Below are 25,771 nucleotides of genomic sequence, written 5' to 3' on the forward strand. Positions count from 1 at the left end.
TTAACAATGTTAGTATTTATTATTTTAGAAGAAAATATACTCCATTTTTTTCATTTATTACAAATAATTTGTATTTCATACAATGAATAACCATAAGATTGATTTCGTTTAATACCTTTAATTAGTATATATTTACCAGTAACAGGTGTAAAATTAATAGTTGTACAGTGCATGCCATCTATTTCATAAATATCCATTTGACTACCATTGAAATGTTGAGCTACTTCCCAATTTATTGAATCTGAGGACACTAATATATCATATTCATTAGACCATCCATTCTCCCATAATAAATCGATACCTAATACATCCCTTTCTTCACCTAGAGCAAAAGTAATGTTTACATCATCCTTCCAATCACTAGCCCATCTTGTTTCAATATTACCGTCTATAGCTGATATAGGGGAGCAATCATGAATGAGATTACGTTCATAAGAAGAGGCAGTAGCAGATTGAATGTATGTGTGATACCTGTCTCCTTATCTTGAAAGGCAACTTCATGTAACCCTTTTGTGAATTCATAATCTTTATTATCAAAAACTGTTTGTTACATCACCTTTTATATATGTACGTGAAGTATTTTCTGTTTTAATCCTTACTTCATTAGGTCTTATGGTTTTACTCATATGTTTAAATACATAGTATGCAGGATTATAGATAATATCATTAGTATTTGTATCAACCATGATAGGAGCATGACAATAATTAGTTTCCCGGTGTAAAGGTCCACCAGATGTATTAAGAACCATATTCCAGTCAATCCATCCTGTTGTACCAACCTTAAAATCATTAATCATATCAAATACATATCTTTTTGCAGGTTCAACGGAATTAAGCCAAGGTCCTTTCTCTTGACAACCTTCTGTTGCAATTAATAATTTTGTAGGATGATTCTGATGGAAATAGGCAACATTTCTGAAGTCATCAACTGCCCAAGTAGGTCGTTTTACAATTTCATCAGCTATATCAAGAGGACCATACCAATGAAATGCAATACCGTCAATATAATCAGCGGCGCTAGATTGTAATAAAGTTTCATTGAATGTAATAAAACCATTACCTTTACCAATAGCACCTTCTTGTTTATCCCAATCCCATACTAACAATTTTACATCTTGAAATCCCTTTGCATTAAGATTTGGTCCTAGATGATTGGTTATGAAATCAATTGTAGAATCAATAGTCCAATAACAAGCTTCCCAGTCAGGATTATTCTGAGCTTCATTTTGCAATGAAATAGAATAAAAGACGATACCTTCTTTTTTGTAGGCTTTTAGATACTCCACAAAATATTTAGCATATAGAGGGTAATATTCAGGTAACATATGATTTGGAGTTGTAGAAACTGAGCCAGCATTAATACCACCACCATCTCCATTACCATATCTTATACCACTATATTTCATCCAACCTGGAGGTGCCCAAGGAGCTGCAAATATTTTAATATCTCCGTTATAAGATAAAGCCTTTTTTATAGCTGGTATGATATCATCCTTATCTGGGTCAATGGTAAAATTAGAAAGATCAGATGTTTCGGTTGGAGCATAGGAATATTCCCCTACAGAAAAATCACAAGACCCTATATGGGTTCTTACAATAGAATACTCAGCACCTGATTCATCATAATATGCATCATATATCTCTTGCTGTTTATCACTAGGCAAACTATTAATAACAGATACAGCCGACTCTGTAAGTGCTCCTCCCTATACCAATCATGGTTTGATCAGTTTCATGAGATAATACATTAATAATATTACCTTTTCCCCATATACCGGACTTACTAAAATATAATGAATCCATTTTCTTCAGTGCATATTTCTCTCCATCACCAAAATAGCTCTCCCAAACCTGAATTTTATTAACTGTATCTTCTTCTGCCTGTACACATGGAATAGATAATAAGTTATAAAAAAGAAGAATTACCATAATCAATGATATTTTTCTTTGCATAAATAACATTCCTTTCTATAAGTATTTATTACTATAATATTATGACCAAGCACTAAAAATACAAAAATAGTAAAAATTTAGGATAGGCATATATAATTATTTTATAAGGATTTATAACTTGCAACTTGGCTAATCAATCTATAAAGTATATAATATTTCATATAAATAAAATGGAGAATGACGATGGAGATAAAAGAAACTGATTTATACGACCCTATATACAATTATTTTACGGATCTAGGATACAAAGTTAATGGCGAGGTCAAATCTATTGATGTAACAGCAGTGAAAGATGATGAATTAATTGTCATTGAACTTAAGAAAGTTCTGAACATGAAACTGTTGATTCAAGGAACCAAAGGACAAAGACTAACTGATAGAGTATATCTTGCAATAGAACGACCTAAAAAAATGTTTTCTAGGCAATGGAAGGACAAGCTTTATCTAATCAGAAGATTAGAATTAGGACTGATATTTGTTTCTTTCAAGGGTAACAAACCATTGGTTCAGGTAGTATATCACCCTAAGCCTTTTGACAGAAAACAAAGCAAGAGATTATCATCTAAGAAGAAAAATAATATTATAGCTGAGATTGAAGGACGATACGGTAATTTCAATGTAGGTGGAAGTACTAAAACAAAACTTATGACAGCATATAAGGAAAATTCTATACATATCGCCTGCTGCTTAGAAAAATATGGGGACTTATCACCTAAAAAACTAAGAGAACTAGGAACAGGTGATAAAACTACTTCTATACTATATAATAATTTTTATAACTGGTTCACCAAAATAGATAGAGGCATCTATGGAATCAGCCAAAAAGGAGTTGAAGCCATTAAACAGTATAAAGAATTAGCTGATTATTATTATAATCTACTACCTAAGGATGAAGCATAGTGTTATTATAATAATCAGTTAATGCTAAGTATATTTCTATGACTCATGCAAATGGCATTAATACAGAATACATATTTTCAGGTGGTTATTTTTCCTCATACCCTAAGGAACAGTCAATATGGACACAGATAAGGGAAACTGATAATTGTAAGGTAATTCATCTAGTCAACATGATGGGAATAGATAGTGATATATGGAATGAAGAAAAGAATGATAAACCTAAAAAAATAAAAGAGATTAAGATTAAAGCTTGATAGATGAAGAGATATTGGGAGTATATTATGCTACGCCAGATGGTGAGATGGCTAGCAGCAAAACTTTAGAATATACGTTGGAATCAATGGAGCGTGGACGTTATATTTGTTTTGAAGTACCTACAGTTGAATTTTGGGGAATGGTTTTTATTAAGGTTAGGTAAAAGTGAATTATATAAAAGTACATTTTTATAAAATAATCTATAAAAGTTATCTTCATATGTTGAAAAATCCTAGTGATTAATATGTGAGGATAACTTTTGTTCAATTAGTGATTTCTTTTTTTTCTATACTGCTAATTATTATGTATCCAAATAAAACTTGAAACAATGCAGATAATAAGAAAGTTTCATTCCTAAAAAAATAGTAGGGTATTATACCAAATAGTCCTATTATTTTTATTAGGCTTATAAATAAGCTGGGAATACCCATGATAAGTAATCTTGTTGTATTCATCTTTAATTTGACATGTTTACCTACTTTGGTCAATAGAGACTCTAATCCAATACTCATACCAAATAATATTCTACCAAGCATAGGCAGTAATAAAACTCTTATATAAAAATTACTGTTATGAAAATTATAATCAACAGGTTTATAGTTAGCACTATATTTAAATATTATATAATTTAGAGCACCAATTAATAATATAATCATATATGTTAAAATATATGTGGAAGCATTCTTTTTCATAGGCAACACCTTTCTATAGAATAATATCTATTCTTAAGTTATATCAATCTACTGTTTTTTTACATTTCCATACTTAGTTATCACACTACCTAAAAATATGAATAGAACTATTAGAAAACCACAGATATAAGTTAGATCTTCTGATTCAGTTTTCAGTATTATGATTCCAAGTAGAATAATAATTTGAGTGAATATAATTAGAATATTATGTATTGGAGTTTTAATTCCTTTTGATAATGTGCTTGATAAAATTGTTGTTATAATTAACATTATGAATATTAATAAAGCTAGATAGTAGATTAATGACATTTTAATTATCCCTTTCTATAATATTATCTTATTATAGTTTATCAAATCTTAATAATTATAAAAATAGCACTTTAATACTATAATATCATAAAGATTGGATTAATAATGTAATATAATAATTAGCGGTTTAGTTATATTAATAGAATAAAAAGATAGCTGATATAAATAATATATAGCTATTATATTTTAGAAATTAATTGACAAAATAGTTGTTGCTATTATACATAATGAGTATTATCTGTTTTGAAAATGCATTTTATCCCATAAATCGTGTCGTTCGTCAGGATTTATTGTATTTTATTATTAAAAGATATAATATTAAATGAAGATAGAAAGGAGCTATTTATGAGACAAACAAAATACAATTTGAATACTTTATCTGAAAAAGAAAATGACATAAAAGAAATAACTAAAAGAATAGACTATATTTTTAATAGATTCAAAATGATTAAGAATTCTATTGACATTGATATTACTAGAAGGGATAATATAGATGACCAATTTAATACTTTGACAAATGATTTTCAAAATATTATTGAAAGTACTTACAATTCAAGTCAAATTATTAATAAAGCAGTAATTGAATATAGCAATAGCGAACATCAAATACAAAATCTGCTTAACCAATTATTAGATACAAATACTGATTCACATGTTACGGATATGACAAAAACGAAAAATGATGAAGTAAGTATAAGTGGTATTAGTCTTTTACAGAATTGGTTTGAAAGATTGTATAATCAATTAATAAGTAAAATAACTCATGTAAAGAAGTTTTTTGAGGATAATGGAGTTTATATAAATAATAAAGATTATTCAAAGTCAGTAGTTGAAGATGAGAATACGTTGGAAAGTAATGTATTGGATGAATCAGCAATAGGTACATATAGTAAGTCAGAGGCAGAGAGAATTTTTAGGAAGACATCTGAAAAAGCAGATGATGAGAAAAGAATAAAGAAATTACAACAGTATATTCGTGAAAAAGGATTAAATGTCCAGGTAACAGGTCAATTAGATAGAGCTACTTTTCAAGCTGTACATATGATTGGGATTGATGAATTAAAGGAAAATGGGTTTATTGAGGAAGATAGTTACAGAGGCAACAGATTAAATTTATATGCATACACCCAAAATAAACCAATTAGTTATATATATTCTAGTGGTTATAGCAAGAAAAAAGACTATGTTGATAAAAGTTATAAACAATTAGATGAAGAGATAAGGTTAAATAATGGACCAAAATCAAAGTTAAATAATACAATTGATATATACCAATACATAAATAAAAATACTTCTCCTGTACTTGGGGGTGTAAAAAATGGAGCTAATGCGTTCAATAAGTCTTTGAGTGAATCAGTTAGTTGGTATAAATCAAATACTATACATATATATCAAGAAATTGGAAGAAGTTCTTTAGCAAAGAAAACATTTCTTAATTCAGTTGATGATGTTGCTGGACCAGCGTTAAAGCGGTCATCACAATTATCAGGTGGCATAGGTGGTGTTGGAACAAGTCTTGATGCATTAAACTCTCTTGGCAATGTAGCTAAAGATTTACAGAATAATTTACAAAAAGGTGCAAGTACAGATGAGTTTATTGGAGATGTTGTTGGAGAGGCTGTAATATTTGGAATTAAACAAGGGGTAGACGCTGCATCATTAGCAGCTGGTACAGCTGGGGGAACTTTTATTGGAGGACTTATTGGTAATGCTCCAGGTGCTACAATAGGTGGTACGATAGGTGGTGTAACCATTCCAGCTACGACAGGTGTATTAATTGACAAAATTCTAGATGCTAAAATAAATAATTTAACAAATAAGGAAAGAATTAAAAAGTTATCTGCAGAAGGCATTAAGTTTGGTTGGGAAATGTACAATGAATGGTTTGTGAAGGAGAGCAAGTAATGATCAATTTAAAAAAATTAAAGCATAGAAGAGTGAGATGTACGTTAACATCTTTTCTCATTGCATATATATTTTCTATATTAATTTACTATGATATTAACATTGGATTTCTTTTTCCATTTAAAGCATCGTGTATGGTATTTATCATTGGAGGATATAGATATAGTGCAAAAAGGTATGAAGATTTTAATAGAAAAAAACATATCTTTGGTCTAGAAATGTGTGGATGGGCAATATTGGTTTATATAATATACTTATATATATTTCTTGAATTACTAAATCGTAATCCTGAGTATATATGGATTTTTTAGAATTATTAGTAAAAGAAATTGGTAGCATTCAATTAAGATTAAATCTTTTGGAATCAGTAGGTAAAGTTGAAATATGGATATCACTATGACATTAAGTTCAAATTAGCAAATAAAGATATTGATACGAATTTAGGATTCTTCAAGAATAGTAAATTCAAATATGGTTTGTCATTAGATGAGAAACCAAATATCTATACTTTATTTAGAATAAAATAATAGGATAGTAAATAATATGTTCCTTTTGTGAATAAACTGTTGTATTAATGAAGGTATCTAACAAGTTATTGTAAGATACCTTCTATGATTTAAAATCTAATTTAAATTATTTTAGCGATATTAACTTCTTTATCACGAGAAGATATTAGCGTCAATTACATGTCATTACATATTTTTAATAATATTCCTAATAACAGAGGCAACTTCATTACTTTCGACTAAACTGTTATTTGCTGTAAAACTGGTATACATGAAATCTGTAAAACTTTCGATAATTCCTTTGTTTCTGATTATGATATTGTCTGTTATTTTAAAATTAGTATATGAAGGAACAATATAAAGTAGTTCGCTTCCTATGGTATATATGGCAAAATTGGAATTATAAAAATGATTTTCCTCATTCATTAGGTAAAGATTATAGTTTTCCTCATTTTCTACAAATTCTAAAAGATTTTTTAAGATATTAATTCGTTCATTTTTGCTTAATTTAATATTTCTATATATAAGTAATTGACCAGTTGCAGCAAAATTTCTAAGACCTGCAAGGGATATTATTTCTAGAGCTTTACTTTTCTTTAATCTTTTCCTGAAAGTTTCCATTCTTTTTATGAGTATTTGAGCAATCTCTTTTGGAATTATTTGCTCTCTTTCCTTTTCCTTGATTAATTCAATTGGGAAGGTATAAAAACCATTTTCTGGATGTACAAGTGTGGTGTCCGCCTGCAATATATGCTCATATTCATACATATAAAGTGATTGTTTTTCATAGGTTTCAAGGTTTATAAATAATGGGAGGCAATCCTTAAGAATTTTGTTGAATTCTTCATTCATCAGTTGAATGGACGCCTGACATTTGGAAGTATAAAGAAGGCCATTCTCATAATCCTCTGAAAAAACAAAAGCAGTCTCGGAATTAATGCTAATAAAATTAGGGAAAAATGCTTCATAAGCATCAGGTTTAAGATTCTCTGTTGAATAATATACTTCATATACCTTTTCGAAAAAGGATAGTGGAATCAGTGATTTAAGTATTTCTAGATTATGAAGCTTATTTTTATTAAGAAAATCATTCTTAAAACGAATAATGTGTTTTACAGAGAGGTCTCTTTTTCTATTAATAATTTCCACTAGTAACTTAGTAAGTATGTTTACAAAGTCTTTATTATCAGGCTGAATAATTATGTTGATAGCTGAAATATTAGAGTCGTTTTTGATTGATTCCAGTAGAGATAATAAGGTATTAATAACATTTATTTTATTACTTATAGGGACAACACTAACATTTTCATTGATAATCATAGGGTTTTCTATGATATACTCATAAGTTATCCCCTTTTGAAGTGTTTTACTGTCCACTTTGTCTAGCATATCTGTTATTAGTTTTCTGCCTTTGACAATCTCCCAGCCATATCCAGTGCACTCGTAGCTTTCAAATAATTTTTTTCTTTCAGATACTCTCAAACTAAGCTTTTGAGATATTTCATTCAATTGTTCTAGGTCAGGAAGTTGTTCACTACTTAAAAAACGATAAAGCTGGGAACGATTTATATTCATCATAAAAGCAAAGTGTTTTTTATCTATACCCCTTAGGGTTAACAATTCGTTTAGGTAGGAGCCGAAGCTTAATATTTCATTCATTAATTTCACTTTCCCTTCATATAAAAAATCTTGGAGATTATTTAAACATAGTATATATTATTTTGTGTATAATTTGCAATACTTTTGTGTGATTATAATAATTCCGAAATAATTAGTAAAATAATATTATATAAATTACGAAATATTATTGTTATTACTAAATATATACTATATAATAATACTATAAAATTAACCTAATGTTCTTAAGTGGATGGAGAGATGTTCAATGAAAAGATGGAGAAGAATTATAGGTTCTATTATGGTTTTGTTAATAATGTTTTCCAATTTACAGTTTCCATATCTAAAAAACAAAGTCAATCAGGGAGTTTATGCAGAAGAAGAAATAAAAATCGTACTTTCTGCTACACCTACGGCAGATGGAGTTTCAAGTACTATAACAGCGACGGTATATGATAATGATGACAATCCTGTAGAAGGAAAGAGAGTTGAGTTTTCAACAAATTTTGGTGTTTTAGAACCAAGTTCGGCGGTATCTGACGTATCAGGACGGGCAATAGTCACTTTAACCTCTAACGTGGCAGGTACTGCTTTAGTTGTAACACAAAAGTATTATCCTAATGCATCAATTGAAATCCAATTCAACCCAACAGAGGAAGATTCTTATTTAACAGCTGATTATGATTGGCTGATAGCTGATAGAATTCTTAGTGGTAACGATTATGAGCAAGGTGAATATAGCAATGTTTATAATAATATAACAAATAACCTTAACCTTCCTGTACTTGGCGAAAACGGTAGTACTATAAATTGGATATCAACTAATGAAGAAGTAGTACAACATGATGGAGAAGTAAATAGACCCACTTATACTCAAGGGAACGAATTTGTTAAGCTCACTGCTATCATATCCAAGGGAGAGGCAAAGACTGGGAAGACTTTTAATATAGAGGTGAGTTCATTAGAAGCTAATGAGGAAGAGCGGAAGATAGAGGCTGATTATTATTGGTTGGGGGAATACCATATATATCCTAGTGGCTCTGGATTTTTGTACAACGTTACAGAAAATCTTACCTTTTGTTTACAAGGAGAATACGGTAGTCCAATAACATGGATTTCCTCCGATGAAGAAGTTATTGCTTTGGATGGAACAGTAACTAGACCTGCCTTCGGCAAGGCTAATAAAGATGTTATTCTTACAGCTATCATAGGAGATTCACCGTATCAAAGGATAAAGACATTTTATGCAACGGTTAGCGCTATGGACCCTAACGAGGATGAAAAGTTGGCTCTAGATATGGAATGGTTGACTGAGGAACTTGTGTTAAATGGAAACAGCCCTAATGATGTTAAGTTAGATCTTTACTTGCCAGTACTTGGACCAAATGGCAATAGTATAAAGTGGGAATCTACCGATGATTCTATAGCTCTAGATGGAACGGTAACCAGACCTACCAAAAATCAAGGAGATCAACCAGTAAGGCTTACAGCGACCCTATATTATGAGATTGAAGATGAGGTTGAGGATAAGATTAAGACTATAAGTGTGCAGAAAACATTTGATGTTATCGTAACAAAAATTGAAGAATTTGCTTTAGGATTAAAAATTGAAGATTTTAGCAATCTAGAAGGAAGACTTCAATTTAATGGTATATCGGGAATTACAGGGACTGAAAATCAAGATGGTAATAGTATCCAAGCATTACAATTTGATAATGATGGATCACTAAGGGGAGGAAGTATTTTCACTAAAAATAAGCTTCACTTAGAAGATGACATGTCTTTTAGTACAGCCTTCTCCTTCCAAAATGAACATCCTAACTTTACATTGGGAGATGGAGGTTTTACCTTTACATTGCAGGCAGAAGGCAGTGATGAATATGGTCAAAGTATTGAATCATTGGGTACAGAGGGAATTAGCCCTAGTATTAGTATCGCTTTTGAAACATTATATAAAAGATACGCTGGCTCTGGGCAAGCTACTATCTATAGTTTTGTAGATTACGTGGCAGTATTTTATAATGGGAATAATGACGCATCTATCGACAATGGGAGATATCAGATGGTAGGCGGTGGCAGCACTAATAATCCTACTGAAATTAAAAATGTATGGATTGAGTATGATGGACAATTAGAGACGCTGGAAATAAGGGTCAGCTCTACTACTAAGAGACCCCAAAATCCTACATTTCAAGTAGATAATATAGATATTGGAGAAATCTTTACCAACGAAGAGGATGATCTTAGTATAGAAGATGTTCAGGATGTATTTATAGGTTTTACGGGTTCGGCTGGTAATGCAAAGGATAAAAATAAAATATGGGGATGGTACTTTAAGAATGATTCTACGTCTATTGATTTTGCTCCATATAACTTTATTAATGCATCTAATATTACCCTTTCAGCTGATCCTCAAGGAGGACAATTATCTAGTACAATAACCGTCTTAGTTAACGGAGAGGATAGTTCTACTGCTCATATACCAATTGATTTTTCTACTTCGTTAGGTACGCTAGATTCATATTCAGTAATTACTAATTCAGGAAAAGCTTCCGTTAACTTAACCTCAAATACGTCTGGCATTGCTATTGTAAAAGCTATAGCAGCAGGAGGTGCCATAGCCTCAACAGAAGTTCACATGGCGTTGACAGATTCGGAAAGTGTGGCTTGGGATATGGAATGGTTGAGTGATGAACTTATACTTAATGGAAACATTACTATGGACAGTGTTACAAAAGACTTATTATTACCTACACTTGGTCTCAATAGCAGTGTTATAAGTTGGGAATCAACAAATAATAACACGGTGGCACTGAATGGAAAAGTAACCACACCGTCATATGTTGATGGTGATCAAGAAATCATACTTACTGCAACGATATCCAAAGGCTCTGAAGAGATTAGAAAAATCTTCAACTTGACAGTCAGAGTTAGTGACCAAGATATAGTTAATGGTGATAGTACTGATTGGCTAACTGATGAGTTGGTACTTAACGGCAATAGCGATTTTGAAACCGTAATCACAAATCTAAATCTTCCTAAAAAAAGTGAAAAAAAAAGCAGCATAAATTGGCAAACAACCAATGAGGATGTAGTATTGCAAGATGGGACAGTTAAGAGGCCAACATATACCCAAGGAGATATGGAAGTTGAACTTACTGCAACTCTATCTAAGGGTTCTGTTGAAGTTAAAAAGATATTCAATATAACAGTTAAGGCATTAGAGGCAACAGGGGCAGAAGATGTGGCTATTGATAAGCTGTGGTTGACCAAGGAGCTAGTACTTAATGAGAATACAGGCCTTGACAATGTCATAAAGGACTTAAACCTTCCAGTTGTTGGTTCTAGAAACACTAACATAAGTTGGAAATCCACAAATAAAGATGTGATAGCACTTAATGGTACTGTAAGTCAGCCAACCTTTACACAGGGAAATAAGAAAGTGATACTTACTGCAACTATATCTAAAGGAACTGAATCTAGCGAGAAAATATTTGAAATGATTGTTAAGGCTTTGGAGCAGACAAATGAAGAGGCTATAGCTGCGGACAAAGCATGGCTTTCTGTTTATAGAACTTTAGGGGAAAATTTGTCACAATATTCAATATGTCATGACTTAATACTTCCTGTTTCAGCTCCTGAGGGGTCTATAATAACATGGACATCTAATAAGCCGGAGGTAATATCTAATAGTGGAGTTATTACTAGACCAGAATACGAGGAAGGACATCAATCAGTGACTATGACCGCTACTTTGAAAAAAGAAGATATAGAGGATGTCAAAGGATTTATTTATAGTATTATTTCCATGCCAGACACTGACCCTCCAGAGATAATAAACACTATGCCTGAAAATAATAGTACGGATGTTTTTTATAATACTAGACAGATAACAGTAACCTTTAATGAGAATATAAAACAAGCTTGTGGAATCACAGGGAAATGGCTTAATGGTATTGAACTTCTAGGGTCAAGTAAAGTCTCCATTATTTATCGAAGGATTGATAATAACAAGCTGATTATTACGCTAGATAAGGATCTGGAGTTTCAGAAAGATTATGAACTCTATATTCCACAAGGTACTATCACCGATATGTCAGATAACCCTCTAGGGGAGTTCAGATTATTATTTAGTACTGAACAGAGATTATTAAAAAATATCGAGGTTATTTCTTCAAATCCCATAGATAGGGACAGAAAAGCTATTGTGGGGTCTGAAATATCCTTTAAATATAACTATAGCGAAATAGCTAAAGGTAGTGCATTTAATAATATATCACTTCACACTAGAGCTGGTAATGAAGTTCCAGTCACAAGAAATCTAGATGGAGATACCATAACGTTAAATATAGGTGCAAAGCAATTGGAGTCTAGTGTTATATATGAAATATCTATACCATCAGGTGCTGTTAGTGATCGCTTTAAAAATGAGAGTAATTCAAGAACTATACAGTTTAGAATCAAAGGTGATGATAATATACCTGAAGTAATAAGCTCTTACCCACTTGACGGTCAAAATGGAGTGGATATTCACCAAAGTATCGAGATTATTTTTTCAGAAATGGTTAGCTTATGTGACATGCAAGACATTATACTGAGGGATAACGAAGGAAACTGGGTAAATGCAAGCAGAGATAGACTAAACTTTGACTCAGAAAATGGTCTTCAAAAGGGGATAATAATACGACCTTATCAACCGCTGAAACCAAATACTGAATATACGCTTGTAGGGCCTTATAGCTCAGGTTTGAACCCCTTGGATATTGAGTATAATATGAGTTTTACAACAGGGGAAAACTCATTAGAAATTGATAAGGTAACTCCAATAGATGACTATATAGGGGCTAATATAAATACACCTGTGGAAATTCAGTTTTCATCTCCAGTAAATAGGGGGATGGAATTTGCTAATATTACTATAGCGGATTCTAAAGGTAATCTTGTGGATTTTCATATTGATGAAAGAGAAAACAAATTAGTTCTAACACCAATTATACAATTAAATCCTTCAGATACATATACCGTGATTATACCTAGAGGCGCATATAAAAATGAAGATAATAATGTCAATGATACGCTTAAATTTAAGTTCACTACCGCAAGGAAACTTAATCTGGGTATTGCTTCATTTGTAGCACAGCCATCAACAAGATGGTTAATAAATAAACCACTAGCATTTAATACACAGTGGCTTGAGGGGATATTTAATACAGCTGGATATAAAATAATTTCTTTTGATTGGAGCTTTGGAGATGGACGTAGTGGAAGTGGTAAAAAAACTAACCATACCTATAATAGTTCAGGAAAATATCGAGTAATACTTAGATTACAGGATGATAAGGGTTTTTCCTATGAAATTGAGCAAATGATAACTATTGATGATTATAATTCTAATGATGTAAAACTATCTGTTTCACCTAATTGGCATCATGAACTAATAATTGATGATACTGATTATACTCCGAATCATAAAATTTATACTGTAAATTTGTCATATAATGGAATTAGACTTCCTGATGAAAAGGTTAGGATGCTGCTTTATAAAAATGGAGTTTTAAAAAAGGATTTAGGAACCAGTGTTACTGGTAAAGGGGATAAGAATTTTGTTGATGAGTGGGGACATACCCATAACGATAAGGGAACAGCATTCTTTCCTTTCTGGTATGAGAATAAGAGCTATAATCTTTTTGGAACATATGAATTAGCCTTTATATTTGGCAACATGGAAAATGAAAAGGTAGTACGTGTACCGGTTACTATAAGTAATTATAGTGATAAACAAGATCTAAGAATAAAATTGTACAGTAAAAATTCAGGAAGATTTATAGAAAATTCTCAGGGGCAGTTTTTTGAGTTGGATGGAGTAGAAAAGTGGGCTGAAAGAAAATGGAGTGATGATGAAAATGGGTACAGTTATGTGATTAAAGACATAGAAACTGGACCTCATAACTTAAAGTTTATAGGTAAAAACAGTATCTATTTTTCTGACAATGAGTTTGTTAACCACGTTGGTATCGAAAATACAATAATATTACCAGTAGAAGGGAAAGAACCAGGTATTTACTCTATCAAATCTGAGTTATCCAATTCAAGCAATAGGAGAAAGACGGTTTTTATTCGGGGTGTAGATATGCCTCCTATATTATTTGAATTCGAAGGAGATTGGGGTGGCCTAGAACCTGGATATTATGAGATAAAAACAGATTCAGGCAGACGAAATATTAGGACTATTGAGCCCAGTATTGAGTTGAAACCGGGTACTTTTCTGTATCAGGGTGAGAGCTTATTAGTTCGTATGGTTTCACGAGGTGGAATTAAATCCCCTTGGCTAGATGCAAAAATAGAGGTGGTTAACAAACCATATTTTGGACCTGAATTTAATATTAATTATGTAGATGGGGAGTATCGTATAGACACACCTATGGGAATAAATGAATTAATAGGGGAACGTATTCCAATACTTGATGATATACCTCTTTTAAATAATGCTAGAAGTTTTGGGCTCAGTAACGATGATTACAAACTTCAGGGCATTATGGATAAGAGTGGTTATATTAAGTTGGATTTTGGAGCTGGGTACACCTATGGAAAAGAAAAAACTAAGGCAAAGTTAGTATCTACCGGTTATGAAATTAGTGCAGATATGAGAGGAAGGATGTTTCTTAAGTATAATAATAGCTTGAAAGAATGGGAATTATATTTGGGAGAATTTTCGTTGATTGGTGATGGAAATTATTTTTGGAAAAAAGGTTATAGAGTTCCCAAAATTGATATAGGCGCAGATGCAACACTTAAAATGGGTTCTGTGTTAGGAGGAACTTTTATTGTAGATAAAAGTGACGACAATGAAAGAGACTATAGTGGAATCATCTATTTTGAACCCTATGTTAATGCATCTATTGTAGCAGGGCTAGATTGGGTAAATGTTGAAGGGTATGTAAAAGGACGTGTAGATAGTGAGTTTCACATACCGACTGGGTATATCCAAGTTGAACCGAGTATTACTGCTGGAATCAATGCAAAATTCTTATTATATAATCAGGAAATTCTGAGTAAGTCCGTACAAACACACTGGGATAATGATAAGGAGAAAATTTCTACTACTATGCTAAGAGTAGCTCCAAGTTCCTTTGTGATGGAGTTCGACACAGACAATGCCAAGCTTGAACCAATGAGCAGGAATTATCTTAATAGAGAGTCACCACCCATGATGAGTAATTTATTAAGCTATGATAGTTCAGAAGAAGTGAATCCTCAAATAGAAGTCATGAAAAATAATATTTACCCGGAAGCAGAAGTTAAACTTGTAAAAAATAGTGATGAAATTTGGATGGTATGGACAGACGATAATCCAGAACGTTCAACAATGAATCGTACGCAAATGAGGTGTTCTGTATTAAAAGACGGAAACTGGTCTTCTCCTGAATGGATAGGAGGGGATGGAACCGCTGATTTCACTCCAGTATTGACATCTACAGAAAACGGCGTGTTAATGGCATGGCAGAATATCAAGCAGGTTATGCCAGAAGTTGCTGAACTAGGTACATTTATTAAAAATAGTGAAATAAGCGTTACTGAGAGTGATTATAAGACTGGTGATAGTGATATGAAGGTGGTAATGTTAACTGATGATGACAAATTCGATCATTCACCTAAGCTTGCTGCAGACGGTAATAATGCACTATTAGTTTGGACCAAATCAGAAGGATTAGGGTTTATTCCAGGATCAGATATGAAAGAATACCTATCACCTGAAAATAGTGACCGTTTAATGTACTCAAGTTGGGATGGCAGCACATGGAGGACACCTGTGGAAATTGAAGATTCTCTACCTACGGTAATGAATTCTAGCCTAACTATGCAAGGAGATAAAGGATTGCTTCTTTATACCCTTGATATGGATAATGATCAGTCAACACAAGAGGATAGAGAACTTTTTGCTAGAATTCATGATGGAAATTCATGGGGAGAGAAGAAACGGATTACTAACAATCAGGTTTCAGATTCCAACCCTAAAGCGGTCTATAGTAATGGAGAATGGTTCATAACATGGCATGAAGATGGAAGCATCATGTATAAAGAGGGATTAGATGGAGAAATCAAAACAGAGGAATGTCTAGGCAGTGTAGGGAGTAACTATGAGAGTGCTATAAGTGATGGTGCAAAACCATTAATAGCTCTTACTTATAAAAAAATTAGCGGTAATAATATGAGTAATCTTTTTACATGTTTCTATGATATTGACAAGAATGTTTGGAGCCATGAGATTCAGCTGACAGAAGGGGAAGGGTATGTTCGCTCAGTTAATCCAGTATTTACAGAGGATGGAAAGTTGAACATAGCTTATACTCAAGCAGAAATAGTTACTGAAGTAATAGAAGGTGTTGAGTATCAAAACGCCAGCGATAAAGTTGATCTTCGTATGTTAACTTATACACCAGTACATGATTTGTCATTAGAAGAAGAGGATGCTCTACAGTTTTTCCCTGAAAATCCATTACCAAGCACTATGGTGACGATTACTGCCACTATTAGAAATGAGGGAGACTTTGCTGAAAACGCAATACTTTATCTATACGATGGGAATCCAAATGACGGTGTAAAAATCGGTGAAGCCGCAACAAAACAGCCTATTGCAGCACGTTCTTCGACTCAGATTGAGGTAGAATGGCTTGTGGATTCAAAAGAACTAGAAAAATATGATATATATGCTGTTGTAGATTCAGACAATGCTATTATAGAATCTAATAAAATGAACAATACTATAAAGCATGAAATAGTTACTACAGATATTGCAGTCACTGATCTCGAGTGTGAGAATATCGCAAAAGATGATTATCTCGTAAAAGCTAATATTGCAAATAGAGGAAGTAAATCTATTGAAGGAATCAAAGTCCAACTTAATCACATACAAAGTGGACACATTTTGCAAACAAGAGAGATTGAACAATTAAAACCAGGACAGGAGGCAAGTTTGAACTTTATATTTTCATCCAATGGTTTAGTTGAAAATGAAAATGGAAAAATCAATATGATGTTGAGCACTCTAATTCCAGATGATATTGAGGAGTTTTCCACGGAGAATAATATCTCTGAATTCATGTTGGAATCAGCTCCAATTGTTGTGGATAAAGTGAATCCTGCACCTGATGAAACTCAGATTGGTATTCAGGAACCATTGATTATCAGTTTTAATATGAATGTTGAACGAGGAAAACAGTTCGACCAAATAATACTAGAAGATAACTTACTTAATACAATATATATTAACAAAACCCTTGAAAACAATACACTCACAGTGACTCCACAAAGTCCATTGGAATATAATACCCAGTATACACTTACAATACCTGAGAAAGCTCTTGGAGATTCCTATGGACATACCATGGATGATGTATACAGCTTAAGTTTTGTTACTACAACAAGTAGTCCAGAGATAGTTTTTTCCTATCCTGGCGATGGAATGGAAGATTTAGATTTAGATATAGGGATTAAAATACAATTTAATCAAGATATTCTAGATGGTCCTACCTTTGGAGGCATTGCAATGTATGGACCTAATTCTAAAGAAATATCTAAATCCTTATCTATTGAAGGAGCGTGGCTATCTATAAATGCTGATAAGAAACTAGATAAGAATACAACGTATTCATTAATGATTCCTAGAGGTGCCATAAAGAATGATAAAGATGAAGCACTGCAAAAGGATTATATACTAGAATTTACCACTGGTCAGCCAGATGAAAATAATAACAGCGATAATGATTCAGGAAATTCGAATAGTGTAGATTCTTCGGAAATACCTGATAATCTATCTTATTACAGGATTAATCGTCAAACTCTGAAGGATGGAACTAGCATAGCGATTGTCAGCATTGACCAACAGTCCATATTTAAGCTGAAAGCTAATGAAGAAAAAGAAGTTATTGTCAATGTGACTGATGTAGTAAAGGATGATAAAACAATAAAGATTAGTCTAACTGGAAGGGCCTTAAAACAGCTTATTACAGACCATATGGACTTGCACCTAATAACTGGAAAAGGTGATATGAGTCTTCCAGTAGAATTGATAAAATCTCTTACAGGAGAAGAGGGAAATTCTATGACGATTACCTTTTCCATAAAGGATGAGGCAATCGATGATAATGATAGAGTATCCAAAAAATTAGATTTCTCAATTGCTGTAGGACAACAGCAAGTTACTGAATTTGAACCGGAAGTAATAGTCAAAATTCCTATAGCTGGATTTAGTAATGCTAAAAGAGTTATTGTCTGTGTATATGATGAAGATACCCACAGTTGGAAGCCTGTTGGTGGTGTAGCTGATGCAGTAGAAGGGTTAATTACTTTTAATACAAAACATTTTTCAACCTATGCTGCATTTGAGACAATAAAACATTTTGATGATGTTACAAGCAGTTGGGCAAAGGAAAAAGTCGAGATTCTGGCATCTCGTCGTTTGGTATATGGGAAGACTGAGAAAGCTTTTGCACCTGAAGACAGTATCACAAGGGCTGAATTTATTACAATGATAGTACGATCCTTATATATGGATAATTCAATTATCAAAGGTACTTTTATAGATGTTCCTAAAGATGCTTGGTTTGCAGACGCTGTTGAAACTGCTTATGAAATAGGTCTTGTCAAGGGCAGTGGAGATTCTATATTTAATCCTAATTCTCAAATCAGTAGGGAGCAGTTGGCAACAATAGCTTATAGATTTTACCAGTATAAAAAAACTGGAAGTGAAATTCTTAACAAAAGGAGTACTGAATTTGAAGATTCACACGATATTTCTTCTTATGCTAAAGAAGCTGTGAATTTTGTTGCAAATACAGGGATAATGATAGGTAACGGTGGTAGGTTTAATCCTAAACGCAGTGCCACCAGGAAAGAAACAGCTGTAGTTCTTTATAGGCTTCTTGAGTACATGAGGGAATTATAAGAAATCAATAAATAATTATCTAATAGCATATTAGCCAGTTTAAATGGTATTCATTTAGGCTGGCTCTTGCTATGCTATTGATATGATTTGTTATTATTTATTCTTCTATAGAACAATTACTTTGCATTCCCAACTTTCTAATTTTCTTATAAAAATAAACAGTTAGACAAAGACATAAACACTCAGATAAAGGTATTGCAAGCCATACTCCGTTTAATCCAATAAGATAAGGAAGAGTTAAAACTAAAACTATCTTAAATATAATAGACCTGCTAAAAGAAATGATAGCTGAATATTTACCATTATTTAAGGCTGTAGAAAATCCTGATCCAAGAATATTGAATCCATTAATAAAAAATGTAAAACTAAAAATCTTAAAGGCTTCAGATGTCATCTTAATTAATTCTGCATTCTTTGTTTCAAAAAGCGAAATAAGCTGATATTTAAAAATATTGCATAGGATGAAAGAAACAACACTAATGGTACCTATGATTATAATAGATATTTTTAGTAGCTTATTAATATTTTCAATAAGATTAGCACCAAAATTATAACTTATAAGTGGTTGTATTCCTGTAGCTATACCAATAAATATTGATGATAGCAAGAAATTAATATATAGAATGATAGATATGCTTGAAACACCCAACTCACCAACCAGATTTAACAAAACTATGTTGAAAATAAAAGTAGTAATTCCAGCAGAAATACTTGAAACCATTTCAGATGAACCATTGACTAAAGCTTCTCTAATAAAACCAAAATCAATCTTAGTTAAAATAAAGCGGATTTTAGAAGATTTAAAAGCAAAATAAATAATACCAACTAATCCGTTAATAAAAGCACCAAGTATAGTTCCAAATGCTGCCCCCTTAATGCCCATATCCAAAGAATAGATAAAAATATAATCAAATAAAATATTTACCAGTCCACCAGCTATTGTTGCTGCCAAAGACAAATTGAATTTTCCTTCTATTCTAAGAAAAACCTCAGTAAACAGTTTGGCAACAAAACAAAAAGACCCTATAAACAGGATAAATAAGTAATCCTTTGCATAAGGAATCATATCTCCTTTGGCACCTAATAGATTTACTATTTGGTCTGTAAAGAAAATTCCTATGAACAGATAAAAGAAGCAAATAAAAACTAGTACATATATCATGCTGCTAAAGTTTTTGTTTGCTTTTTCTATATCCTCTGCTCCAAGATTGATTCCAATAATCGCTGATGCCCCAATAACAACCATAAAGATACTACCGAATATAAAATTAAAGGCAGGTATAGTTATGTTAAGAGCAGCAAGAGCAGTACTTCCTAACCGATTAGATACAAAAATGCCATCAGTCATAGTATATATGGATATGAATACCATGGATATAATAGTAGGAAATACAAACTTCAAATAGTTTTTTAAATCAATTTTTGTAAAATCTTTATTCATATGTAATTCTCCTTTGTGTTTTATTGACAAGCTATAGTATAAACCTTATTATTACTATAAGGTCAATGGTTATTTTGCAAAAATAAATAAAATGTCGGTAGGAGTGATGATATGAAGAAAAAATATAGAATTGGAGAAGTAGCCAAGATAAAAGACATTGATGCACAAACACTTAGATATTATGATAAATTAGGATTGTTATCACCTGAGATTATTGATAAAAAAAACGGATATAGGTATTATAGTATAGAGCAATTTATGGATGTGGATTGCATAAAATTTTACAGAATGATTGGATTTACATTAAAAGAAATGTATGAGTTCAAGGAAATTACAGATATAGAAGAATCAATAAGTATATTAAAAAATAAAAAAGACATATTTAAAGAAGAAATAAGAAAAAAACAAGCAATACTAAAGGATATGGAAATAATAATACAAGGAATTGAAGATAAAAGTAAGTTATATAAAATCAATGGTAATAATATAGAGATAAAAGAATGCAAGGATATATATGGTGTAATTGGAGAATGTAAAACAGCAAATGATTGGTTTGAATTTGAGACAAAATTAGGTGAACTTACCAAGAGATATCCAAAGTATTCCGAGATAGGTCATAATAAGGATATTATATTAATTTATAATTATGACATTCTGAATAGAACAAATAAAGAGGAGATGGAATTTGCTGGAAAAATATTATTGCCTATACATAAAAAGTTTATGGATGATGAAAATGTTGAGAAATATCCATTAGGAAGATGTTTAGTTGCCTATCACAAAGGTTCACATGAATCAGAAGGGGATTTGTTTAAAAGAATCGAAGAGTTCATAAGAGATAATAAAATAAACATAAGAGGCGATATAGTAGTAACTGCAATAATAAATGAATTTATTATCAATAATCCGGATGAGTTTTTAGTTGAAATAAAAGTACCAATTGTTTAATAAATAGAGGCTTACAGCTTTACCAAGTAGAGATGAAATGGAAATCATATAGAGCTATCCAATAAAAATGTTTTTAATATATTAGTAAACTCTTCAGGTCTTTCTTTTTGGGCCCAATGTTACAGCCTTTCATAATATGTAGCTGACAATTTTTTATAACTTTACTAGCTTTTATGGCATATTTTGATGGAACTCCAGAATCTTTTTCACCATTAACTATTAAAACTGGCATTTCCAGTTTAGATAAGTGAGATGCCAAGTCTGTAGTTAATTCTTTCTTACCCAGTTCATATCGTTGTAAAAGCTATATCATCTGTTGATGCTTTACTATATGGTTTCTGTGAAAAGACTTTCATTGCTAAATTTATTATTTTATCTTGTTTCCATTTTTCTAGAGAATGGAAAACTTCGTGCATTGTTGTCTCCTCCAATCAATTTAACACAGTTTGAATTATAAGCAAATTATAGCAAATTGACTCAGATTTACAACCCATATGAATTAAAAATATTTCTTGACTAATATGTCGGCAACTGATATAATTGTGTCATCAAACGATATGTCGTCAGACGACATAAAAAATTAATATATATATATATAATGGAGGTATAATCGTGCCAGAGAGTAATGAAAGAATGGCTCTAACTGAGGCTGTATTCTATATTTTACTAACATTAAAAACACCTCTTCATGGTTATGGCATTATGCAGCATATTAGTGAAATCAGTAACGGAAGTGTTCAATTAGGTAGTGGTACCCTCTATGGTGCTATCAATACTTTGCTAAAAAAGGGCTGGATAAAAATATATCACCAAGAAGGTACTAGCCGTAAGAAAAAAGAATATGTAATAACAGAACAAGGCTTACATATAGCGAATCAAGAATTACTGCGTTTACAACATCTGACCAAATTGGGTGAAGACATTTTAGGAGGTAATAATCATGACTAAGCTAGCTTTTAGGTATTTTATCGATTATGAAAAAGAAGAAAAATGGCTTAATGAAATGGAAAGTAAAGGATATCATTTCCTTCGATATTGTTTTTTATTTTATATATTCACAATTGGCGAACCTAATACTTATACTTATAGAATTGAATTACTGGAAAATATGACAACTAGTTATGAAAGTAGAAACTATCTGGATTTCCTAGCTGATACAGACATAGAGAATGTAGCATCATGGGGAAGATGGGTATATCTGAGAAAAGAAAAAGACAAAGGTCCTTTTGAACTTTTTACTGATTTGAAGAGTAGATTAAAGCACTTTAAACGTATTTTTTATCTATATTTAGCTTTATCACCTTTACTAATCAGTACTTCCATCAATTTGATAAATTTAGCATGGGATGGCGGGACTTTTCTGAAAATTGTTAGTGGATTATATGTAATGCTGTTAATATTTGTAATTACACATGGTGTAAAGACGTATTTGAAAATTAATAGAATACAAAAACACATGAATCTGCATGAATAATTTGAATGTAAAATTGTTTAATGCAGAATATGGACTATATCCACAAGCATATATGATTATTATACGTCTTGAGCAATCAGTCCATAAGAATCATTATAAGATATTTTAACATATTATATAAGCGGTATTCTTTTATCTATAAAAACTCTATCACTTTGCTTAACTACTAATTTAGGAATAATAGCAGTAATTAATTCTTTTTCAGAATTTTTTATTTTTGAAAGTGAATCAACAATTTGGGGAAGGGTATTGACATCACCTTTTACCATACACTTAAGAAATTTATTAACTAAGACCAGCATTTGTTCTTTAAGTTTTGTATATTCTATGATAATATTTTCTGCATTGCGGATATATGAGTTTTCCTGCATATATTTCAGTCTGTTAACCATTAATAATTTATGGCTATAAATATTGTGGATAGACCTATAATCAAATGCCTTTTTATGCCTATATATATCCGCTAAGAAATCCATAACTGTGTCATATACTTGTAAGCCATAAGTTTCACCACGCCAAGGCATTCTATATGCCCTGAATCTATCAGTGGTTTCCACACATTCAAGATATTCTATAAAAGAATCTCTAACAAGCTTGGTGTCAAAAGTATACTCTGATGATTTGTCATAACTTAGTAATAAAACACCACCTTTGAAATCAAGTACAAAATCCTTTTTTTCACTAATCATCTCTATAGATTTGATTAATGATTCATAGGGCACTTTTTCAAAAGAATACTTATTTTTGAATGTAAAATCAGCAACATGAACAACTTCCTCAGAATCATCATATCCAAATATAATCATATCATGAGGTAATGTATCATAATTCAAAAAACATCCTTGATCAACAACAATGTAAATATAGTTATCTTGATCAATGCATGTTTTTATAAATTCCAGATAATCGTTACAGAATGATTTAATTAATTTGCGTTTAATCAATTGTGTATATAATAAAGGACATGTGAGAAAACTATCATCACCACGAGGTATAAAATCTAAGTTACATGTATTACTGAAAGAGTTGGCAACAAGTTGTATGTAATTACTATAAATCCACTCTACATTATTGCAATTTGCTTGCAATATAGAAAAAATGCCTGCTTGCCAAGTCCAAGTGGCTATTGCAGGGTATTGCATTGGTAATATTTTAGACTTCATGTACAAAATCCACCTTTCTATATAACTGCATTATTCTTGTCAATGTTTAAAATTAAGTTCTATTTTAATATATTATTAAAAATAATATATTGCCTTGTATTAAATTTTCTAACAATATTGTATAAAAAAGTTATTGAATTGTCAATAGTTTTTTTATTTTGATAAAAAATATACATTTTAATCAATTAATACTATAATATGCAAAATATTTACAGTTATTTTGGGATATATTTACTATTTATTAAAGAAGCTCTTTTGACAGAATTGTAACCAAAACGGCCACGAAGTTCATCTACTAATTTATCAATTTGCTCTTTTTTTTGAGTGTTTTTTTCATTTGGAAAAAGAGATAATTGTTTATAATCTTGATTGCCAAAATTCCCTATACCAACACCAAGCAATCTTACTGGTTTATCTAATGGTATATGCGCTAGCAGGTTACATGCCATATTATAAATTGTATCAGTTACATCGGTAGGTTCTTCAATAGTAATACTTCTAGTTATGACATTAAAATCATTATACTTTATTTTAATTGATATAGTTTTACCCTTCGAAATGTGTTTCCGAAGTCTCCAGCTAACTGAGTCTGCTAAGAGGAGGGCTTCTTTTTTAAGTTCCTCCAAATCACTTACATCAAAAGAAAAAGTAATCTCATTACTAATGCTTTTCATATTATTCTTTACATTAGGATTGATGATATTACTACCAATACCATTTGCAGAATTGTGGATTTCCTTAGCATATTTGTTACCCACAATTGTTTCTAATACACTTATTGGACATTTAGCTAAATCTCCAATTGTAGATATGTCCATTTTATTAAGTGCTGCAGTGGTTTTCTTACCAACACCATATAATTCTCCCACTGGTAGATGCCATAATTTTTCTTCTACATCCTTTGGATAGATATGGGTAATACCTAGGGGTTTCTTATAGTCAGATGCCATTTTGGCTAGTAATTTATTAGACGATATTCCTACTGAACAAGGTATATCTAATTCACCTAGTAATCTGTTTTGAATAGTTATAGCCACCTCATGTGGCGAACCAAAAAGATTCTCTGTCCCAGTCATATCCAAAAATGCCTCATCAATTGAAAGTTGTTGTTTCAAAGGAGTATATTCATCAAAGATATCCATTATTTCTTTTGATATATTACTATAAAGATTATGTGTCGGCTTCACAACAGTAGCCTCCGGGCATAACTTCACAGCCTGCCAAATAGGCATAGCCGTTTTCACACCATAAGCTTTGGCATCATAACTGGCAGCTAATACAATACCACGTCTCTTCTGCGGATCTCCCCCCACAATTAAAGGCACATCTTTCAATCTTGGATCATTAGCCTGCTCACAAGAAGCAAAAAAAGAATTCATATCAATATGAAGTATTGTTCTCATAATTATCCCTCTTATTATATGGGTATATAATTTTATTATTGATTATCACCCGAATATATGTTCTTATATAATAATACCATAAAAATGAAGTGGAATGAATATATTTTTTGTTTTGGATATTATATTGCATTTGCCTATCAATGAGTATATAATATACTTTAAATAATTTGCAAAATATGAATTTACTTAAGCTTTAACTTACTTATGTTAAGTGTTTTGAATTAAACACATTTATATATTAAAAATACATTAGTAACAAG

21 protein-coding genes are annotated in these 25,771 nt (G+C 31.5%); 10 read left to right on the forward strand and 11 right to left on the reverse strand.

What is annotated here, in order from left to right; all coding sequences use genetic code 11:
- Positions 1 to 50 precede the first annotated feature (50 nt).
- From AACQ14_RS10430 to AACQ14_RS10440, 3 genes are all read right to left on the reverse strand, one after another.
- Complete coding sequence (locus tag AACQ14_RS10430; protein WP_339363624.1) at positions 51 to 458, reverse strand: discoidin domain-containing protein; 408 nt, start codon at positions 456 to 458, stop codon at positions 51 to 53.
- 75 nt (positions 459 to 533) lie between these two features.
- Positions 534 to 1,664 carry a glycoside hydrolase family 30 protein gene (locus AACQ14_RS10435; RefSeq protein ID WP_339363524.1) on the reverse strand — a complete coding sequence of 377 codons (1,131 nt, stop codon included), beginning with the start codon at positions 1,662 to 1,664 and terminating at the stop codon, positions 534 to 536.
- A gap of 4 nt (positions 1,665 to 1,668) precedes the next feature.
- Positions 1,669 to 1,953, reverse strand: coding sequence for a hypothetical protein (locus AACQ14_RS10440; protein ID WP_339363525.1), 285 nt, complete (start codon positions 1,951 to 1,953; stop codon positions 1,669 to 1,671).
- 183 nt (positions 1,954 to 2,136) lie between these two features.
- On the opposite strand from AACQ14_RS10440, the gene AACQ14_RS10445 reads away from it, so the two are divergent.
- The 3 genes from AACQ14_RS10445 to AACQ14_RS10455 are packed head-to-tail and all read left to right on the forward strand — an operon-like array spanning position 2,137 to position 3,271.
- Positions 2,137 to 2,853, forward strand: coding sequence for a DUF2161 domain-containing phosphodiesterase (locus tag AACQ14_RS10445; RefSeq protein WP_339363526.1), 717 nt, complete (start codon positions 2,137 to 2,139; stop codon positions 2,851 to 2,853).
- Positions 2,854 to 2,891: 38 nt separating this feature from the next.
- Positions 2,892 to 3,107, forward strand: a complete 216-nt coding sequence (locus tag AACQ14_RS10450) for a glycoside hydrolase family 66 protein (RefSeq protein WP_339363527.1) — start codon at positions 2,892 to 2,894, stop codon at positions 3,105 to 3,107.
- On the forward strand, positions 3,104 to 3,271 hold the full coding sequence (locus AACQ14_RS10455; protein ID WP_339363528.1) for a glycoside hydrolase family 66 protein: 168 nt from the start codon (positions 3,104 to 3,106) through the stop codon (positions 3,269 to 3,271). Before AACQ14_RS10450 ends, AACQ14_RS10455 begins: the two co-directional genes overlap by 4 nt.
- A 100-nt stretch (positions 3,272 to 3,371) precedes the next feature.
- On the opposite strand, the gene AACQ14_RS10460 is transcribed toward AACQ14_RS10455, so the two are convergent.
- Both AACQ14_RS10460 and AACQ14_RS10465 read right to left on the reverse strand, forming a co-directional pair.
- Entirely contained in the window at positions 3,372 to 3,800 is a 429-nt protein-coding gene (locus tag AACQ14_RS10460; RefSeq protein WP_339363529.1) for a hypothetical protein, read from the reverse strand.
- A 48-nt stretch (positions 3,801 to 3,848) separates the two neighbouring features.
- The gene (locus AACQ14_RS10465) at positions 3,849 to 4,109 is read right to left on the reverse strand and encodes a hypothetical protein (RefSeq protein WP_339363530.1); all 261 of its coding nucleotides are present in this window, start codon (positions 4,107 to 4,109) and stop codon (positions 3,849 to 3,851) included.
- A 345-nt stretch (positions 4,110 to 4,454) separates the two neighbouring features.
- Between AACQ14_RS10465 and AACQ14_RS10470 the strand changes: the two genes are divergently transcribed.
- From AACQ14_RS10470 to AACQ14_RS10480, 3 genes are all read left to right on the forward strand, one after another.
- A complete protein-coding gene (locus AACQ14_RS10470; protein ID WP_339363531.1) occupies positions 4,455 to 6,014 on the forward strand; it encodes a hypothetical protein in 1,560 nt (519 codons plus the stop codon).
- A complete protein-coding gene (locus AACQ14_RS10475) occupies positions 6,014 to 6,325 on the forward strand; it encodes a hypothetical protein (protein ID WP_339363532.1) in 312 nt (103 codons plus the stop codon). Before AACQ14_RS10470 ends, AACQ14_RS10475 begins: the two co-directional genes overlap by 1 nt.
- 66 nt (positions 6,326 to 6,391) lie before the next feature.
- Entirely contained in the window at positions 6,392 to 6,541 is a 150-nt protein-coding gene (locus AACQ14_RS10480) for a hypothetical protein (protein ID WP_339363533.1), read from the forward strand.
- 165 nt (positions 6,542 to 6,706) lie between these two features.
- Here the strand turns inward: AACQ14_RS10480 and AACQ14_RS10485 are convergent, their stop codons facing one another.
- Positions 6,707 to 8,179 carry a hypothetical protein gene (locus AACQ14_RS10485; RefSeq protein ID WP_339363534.1) on the reverse strand — a complete coding sequence of 491 codons (1,473 nt, stop codon included), beginning with the start codon at positions 8,177 to 8,179 and terminating at the stop codon, positions 6,707 to 6,709.
- Positions 8,180 to 8,405: 226 nt separating this feature from the next.
- Between AACQ14_RS10485 and AACQ14_RS10490 the strand changes: the two genes are divergently transcribed.
- Positions 8,406 to 19,082: an immunoglobulin-like domain-containing protein gene (locus tag AACQ14_RS10490; RefSeq protein ID WP_339363535.1), complete on the forward strand. Its 10,677-nt coding sequence runs from the start codon at positions 8,406 to 8,408 to the stop codon at positions 19,080 to 19,082.
- Between the two features lie 97 nt (positions 19,083 to 19,179).
- On the opposite strand, the gene AACQ14_RS10495 is transcribed toward AACQ14_RS10490, so the two are convergent.
- A complete protein-coding gene (locus AACQ14_RS10495) occupies positions 19,180 to 20,523 on the reverse strand; it encodes an MATE family efflux transporter (RefSeq protein WP_339363536.1) in 1,344 nt (447 codons plus the stop codon).
- Positions 20,524 to 20,634: 111 nt separating this feature from the next.
- Here AACQ14_RS10495 and AACQ14_RS10500 point away from each other — a divergent pair, with 111 nt between their 5' ends.
- On the forward strand, positions 20,635 to 21,471 hold the full coding sequence (locus tag AACQ14_RS10500; protein ID WP_339363537.1) for a MerR family DNA-binding transcriptional regulator: 837 nt from the start codon (positions 20,635 to 20,637) through the stop codon (positions 21,469 to 21,471).
- 73 nt (positions 21,472 to 21,544) lie between these two features.
- On the opposite strand, the gene AACQ14_RS10505 is transcribed toward AACQ14_RS10500, so the two are convergent.
- Positions 21,545 to 21,703 (reverse strand): alpha/beta fold hydrolase, encoded by a 159-nt coding sequence (locus tag AACQ14_RS10505; RefSeq protein ID WP_339363538.1) that lies wholly within the window; start codon positions 21,701 to 21,703, stop codon positions 21,545 to 21,547.
- 55 nt (positions 21,704 to 21,758) lie between these two features.
- Positions 21,759 to 21,887 carry a hypothetical protein gene (locus AACQ14_RS10510; RefSeq protein ID WP_339363539.1) on the reverse strand — a complete coding sequence of 43 codons (129 nt, stop codon included), beginning with the start codon at positions 21,885 to 21,887 and terminating at the stop codon, positions 21,759 to 21,761.
- Between the two features lie 196 nt (positions 21,888 to 22,083).
- On the opposite strand from AACQ14_RS10510, the gene AACQ14_RS10515 reads away from it, so the two are divergent.
- Both AACQ14_RS10515 and AACQ14_RS10520 read left to right on the forward strand, forming a co-directional pair.
- Entirely contained in the window at positions 22,084 to 22,419 is a 336-nt protein-coding gene (locus tag AACQ14_RS10515) for a PadR family transcriptional regulator (RefSeq protein ID WP_339363540.1), read from the forward strand.
- Positions 22,412 to 22,945 carry a DUF2812 domain-containing protein gene (locus tag AACQ14_RS10520; RefSeq protein ID WP_339363541.1) on the forward strand — a complete coding sequence of 178 codons (534 nt, stop codon included), beginning with the start codon at positions 22,412 to 22,414 and terminating at the stop codon, positions 22,943 to 22,945. The genes AACQ14_RS10515 and AACQ14_RS10520 overlap by 8 nt, the downstream gene beginning before the upstream one ends.
- Positions 22,946 to 23,058: 113 nt before the next feature.
- On the opposite strand, the gene AACQ14_RS10525 is transcribed toward AACQ14_RS10520, so the two are convergent.
- Together AACQ14_RS10525 and dinB are read right to left on the reverse strand one after the other, a co-directional pair.
- Positions 23,059 to 24,108 (reverse strand): hypothetical protein, encoded by a 1,050-nt coding sequence (locus AACQ14_RS10525; protein ID WP_339363542.1) that lies wholly within the window; start codon positions 24,106 to 24,108, stop codon positions 23,059 to 23,061.
- A gap of 215 nt (positions 24,109 to 24,323) precedes the next feature.
- Complete coding sequence (gene dinB / locus AACQ14_RS10530) at positions 24,324 to 25,511, reverse strand: DNA polymerase IV (protein ID WP_339363543.1); 1,188 nt, start codon at positions 25,509 to 25,511, stop codon at positions 24,324 to 24,326.
- Positions 25,512 to 25,771: the final 260 nt, after the last annotated feature.

The sequence above is a fragment of the Vallitalea maricola genome, from assembly GCF_036985595.1.
Taxonomy (GTDB): domain Bacteria; phylum Bacillota; class Clostridia; order Lachnospirales; family Vallitaleaceae; genus Vallitalea; species Vallitalea maricola.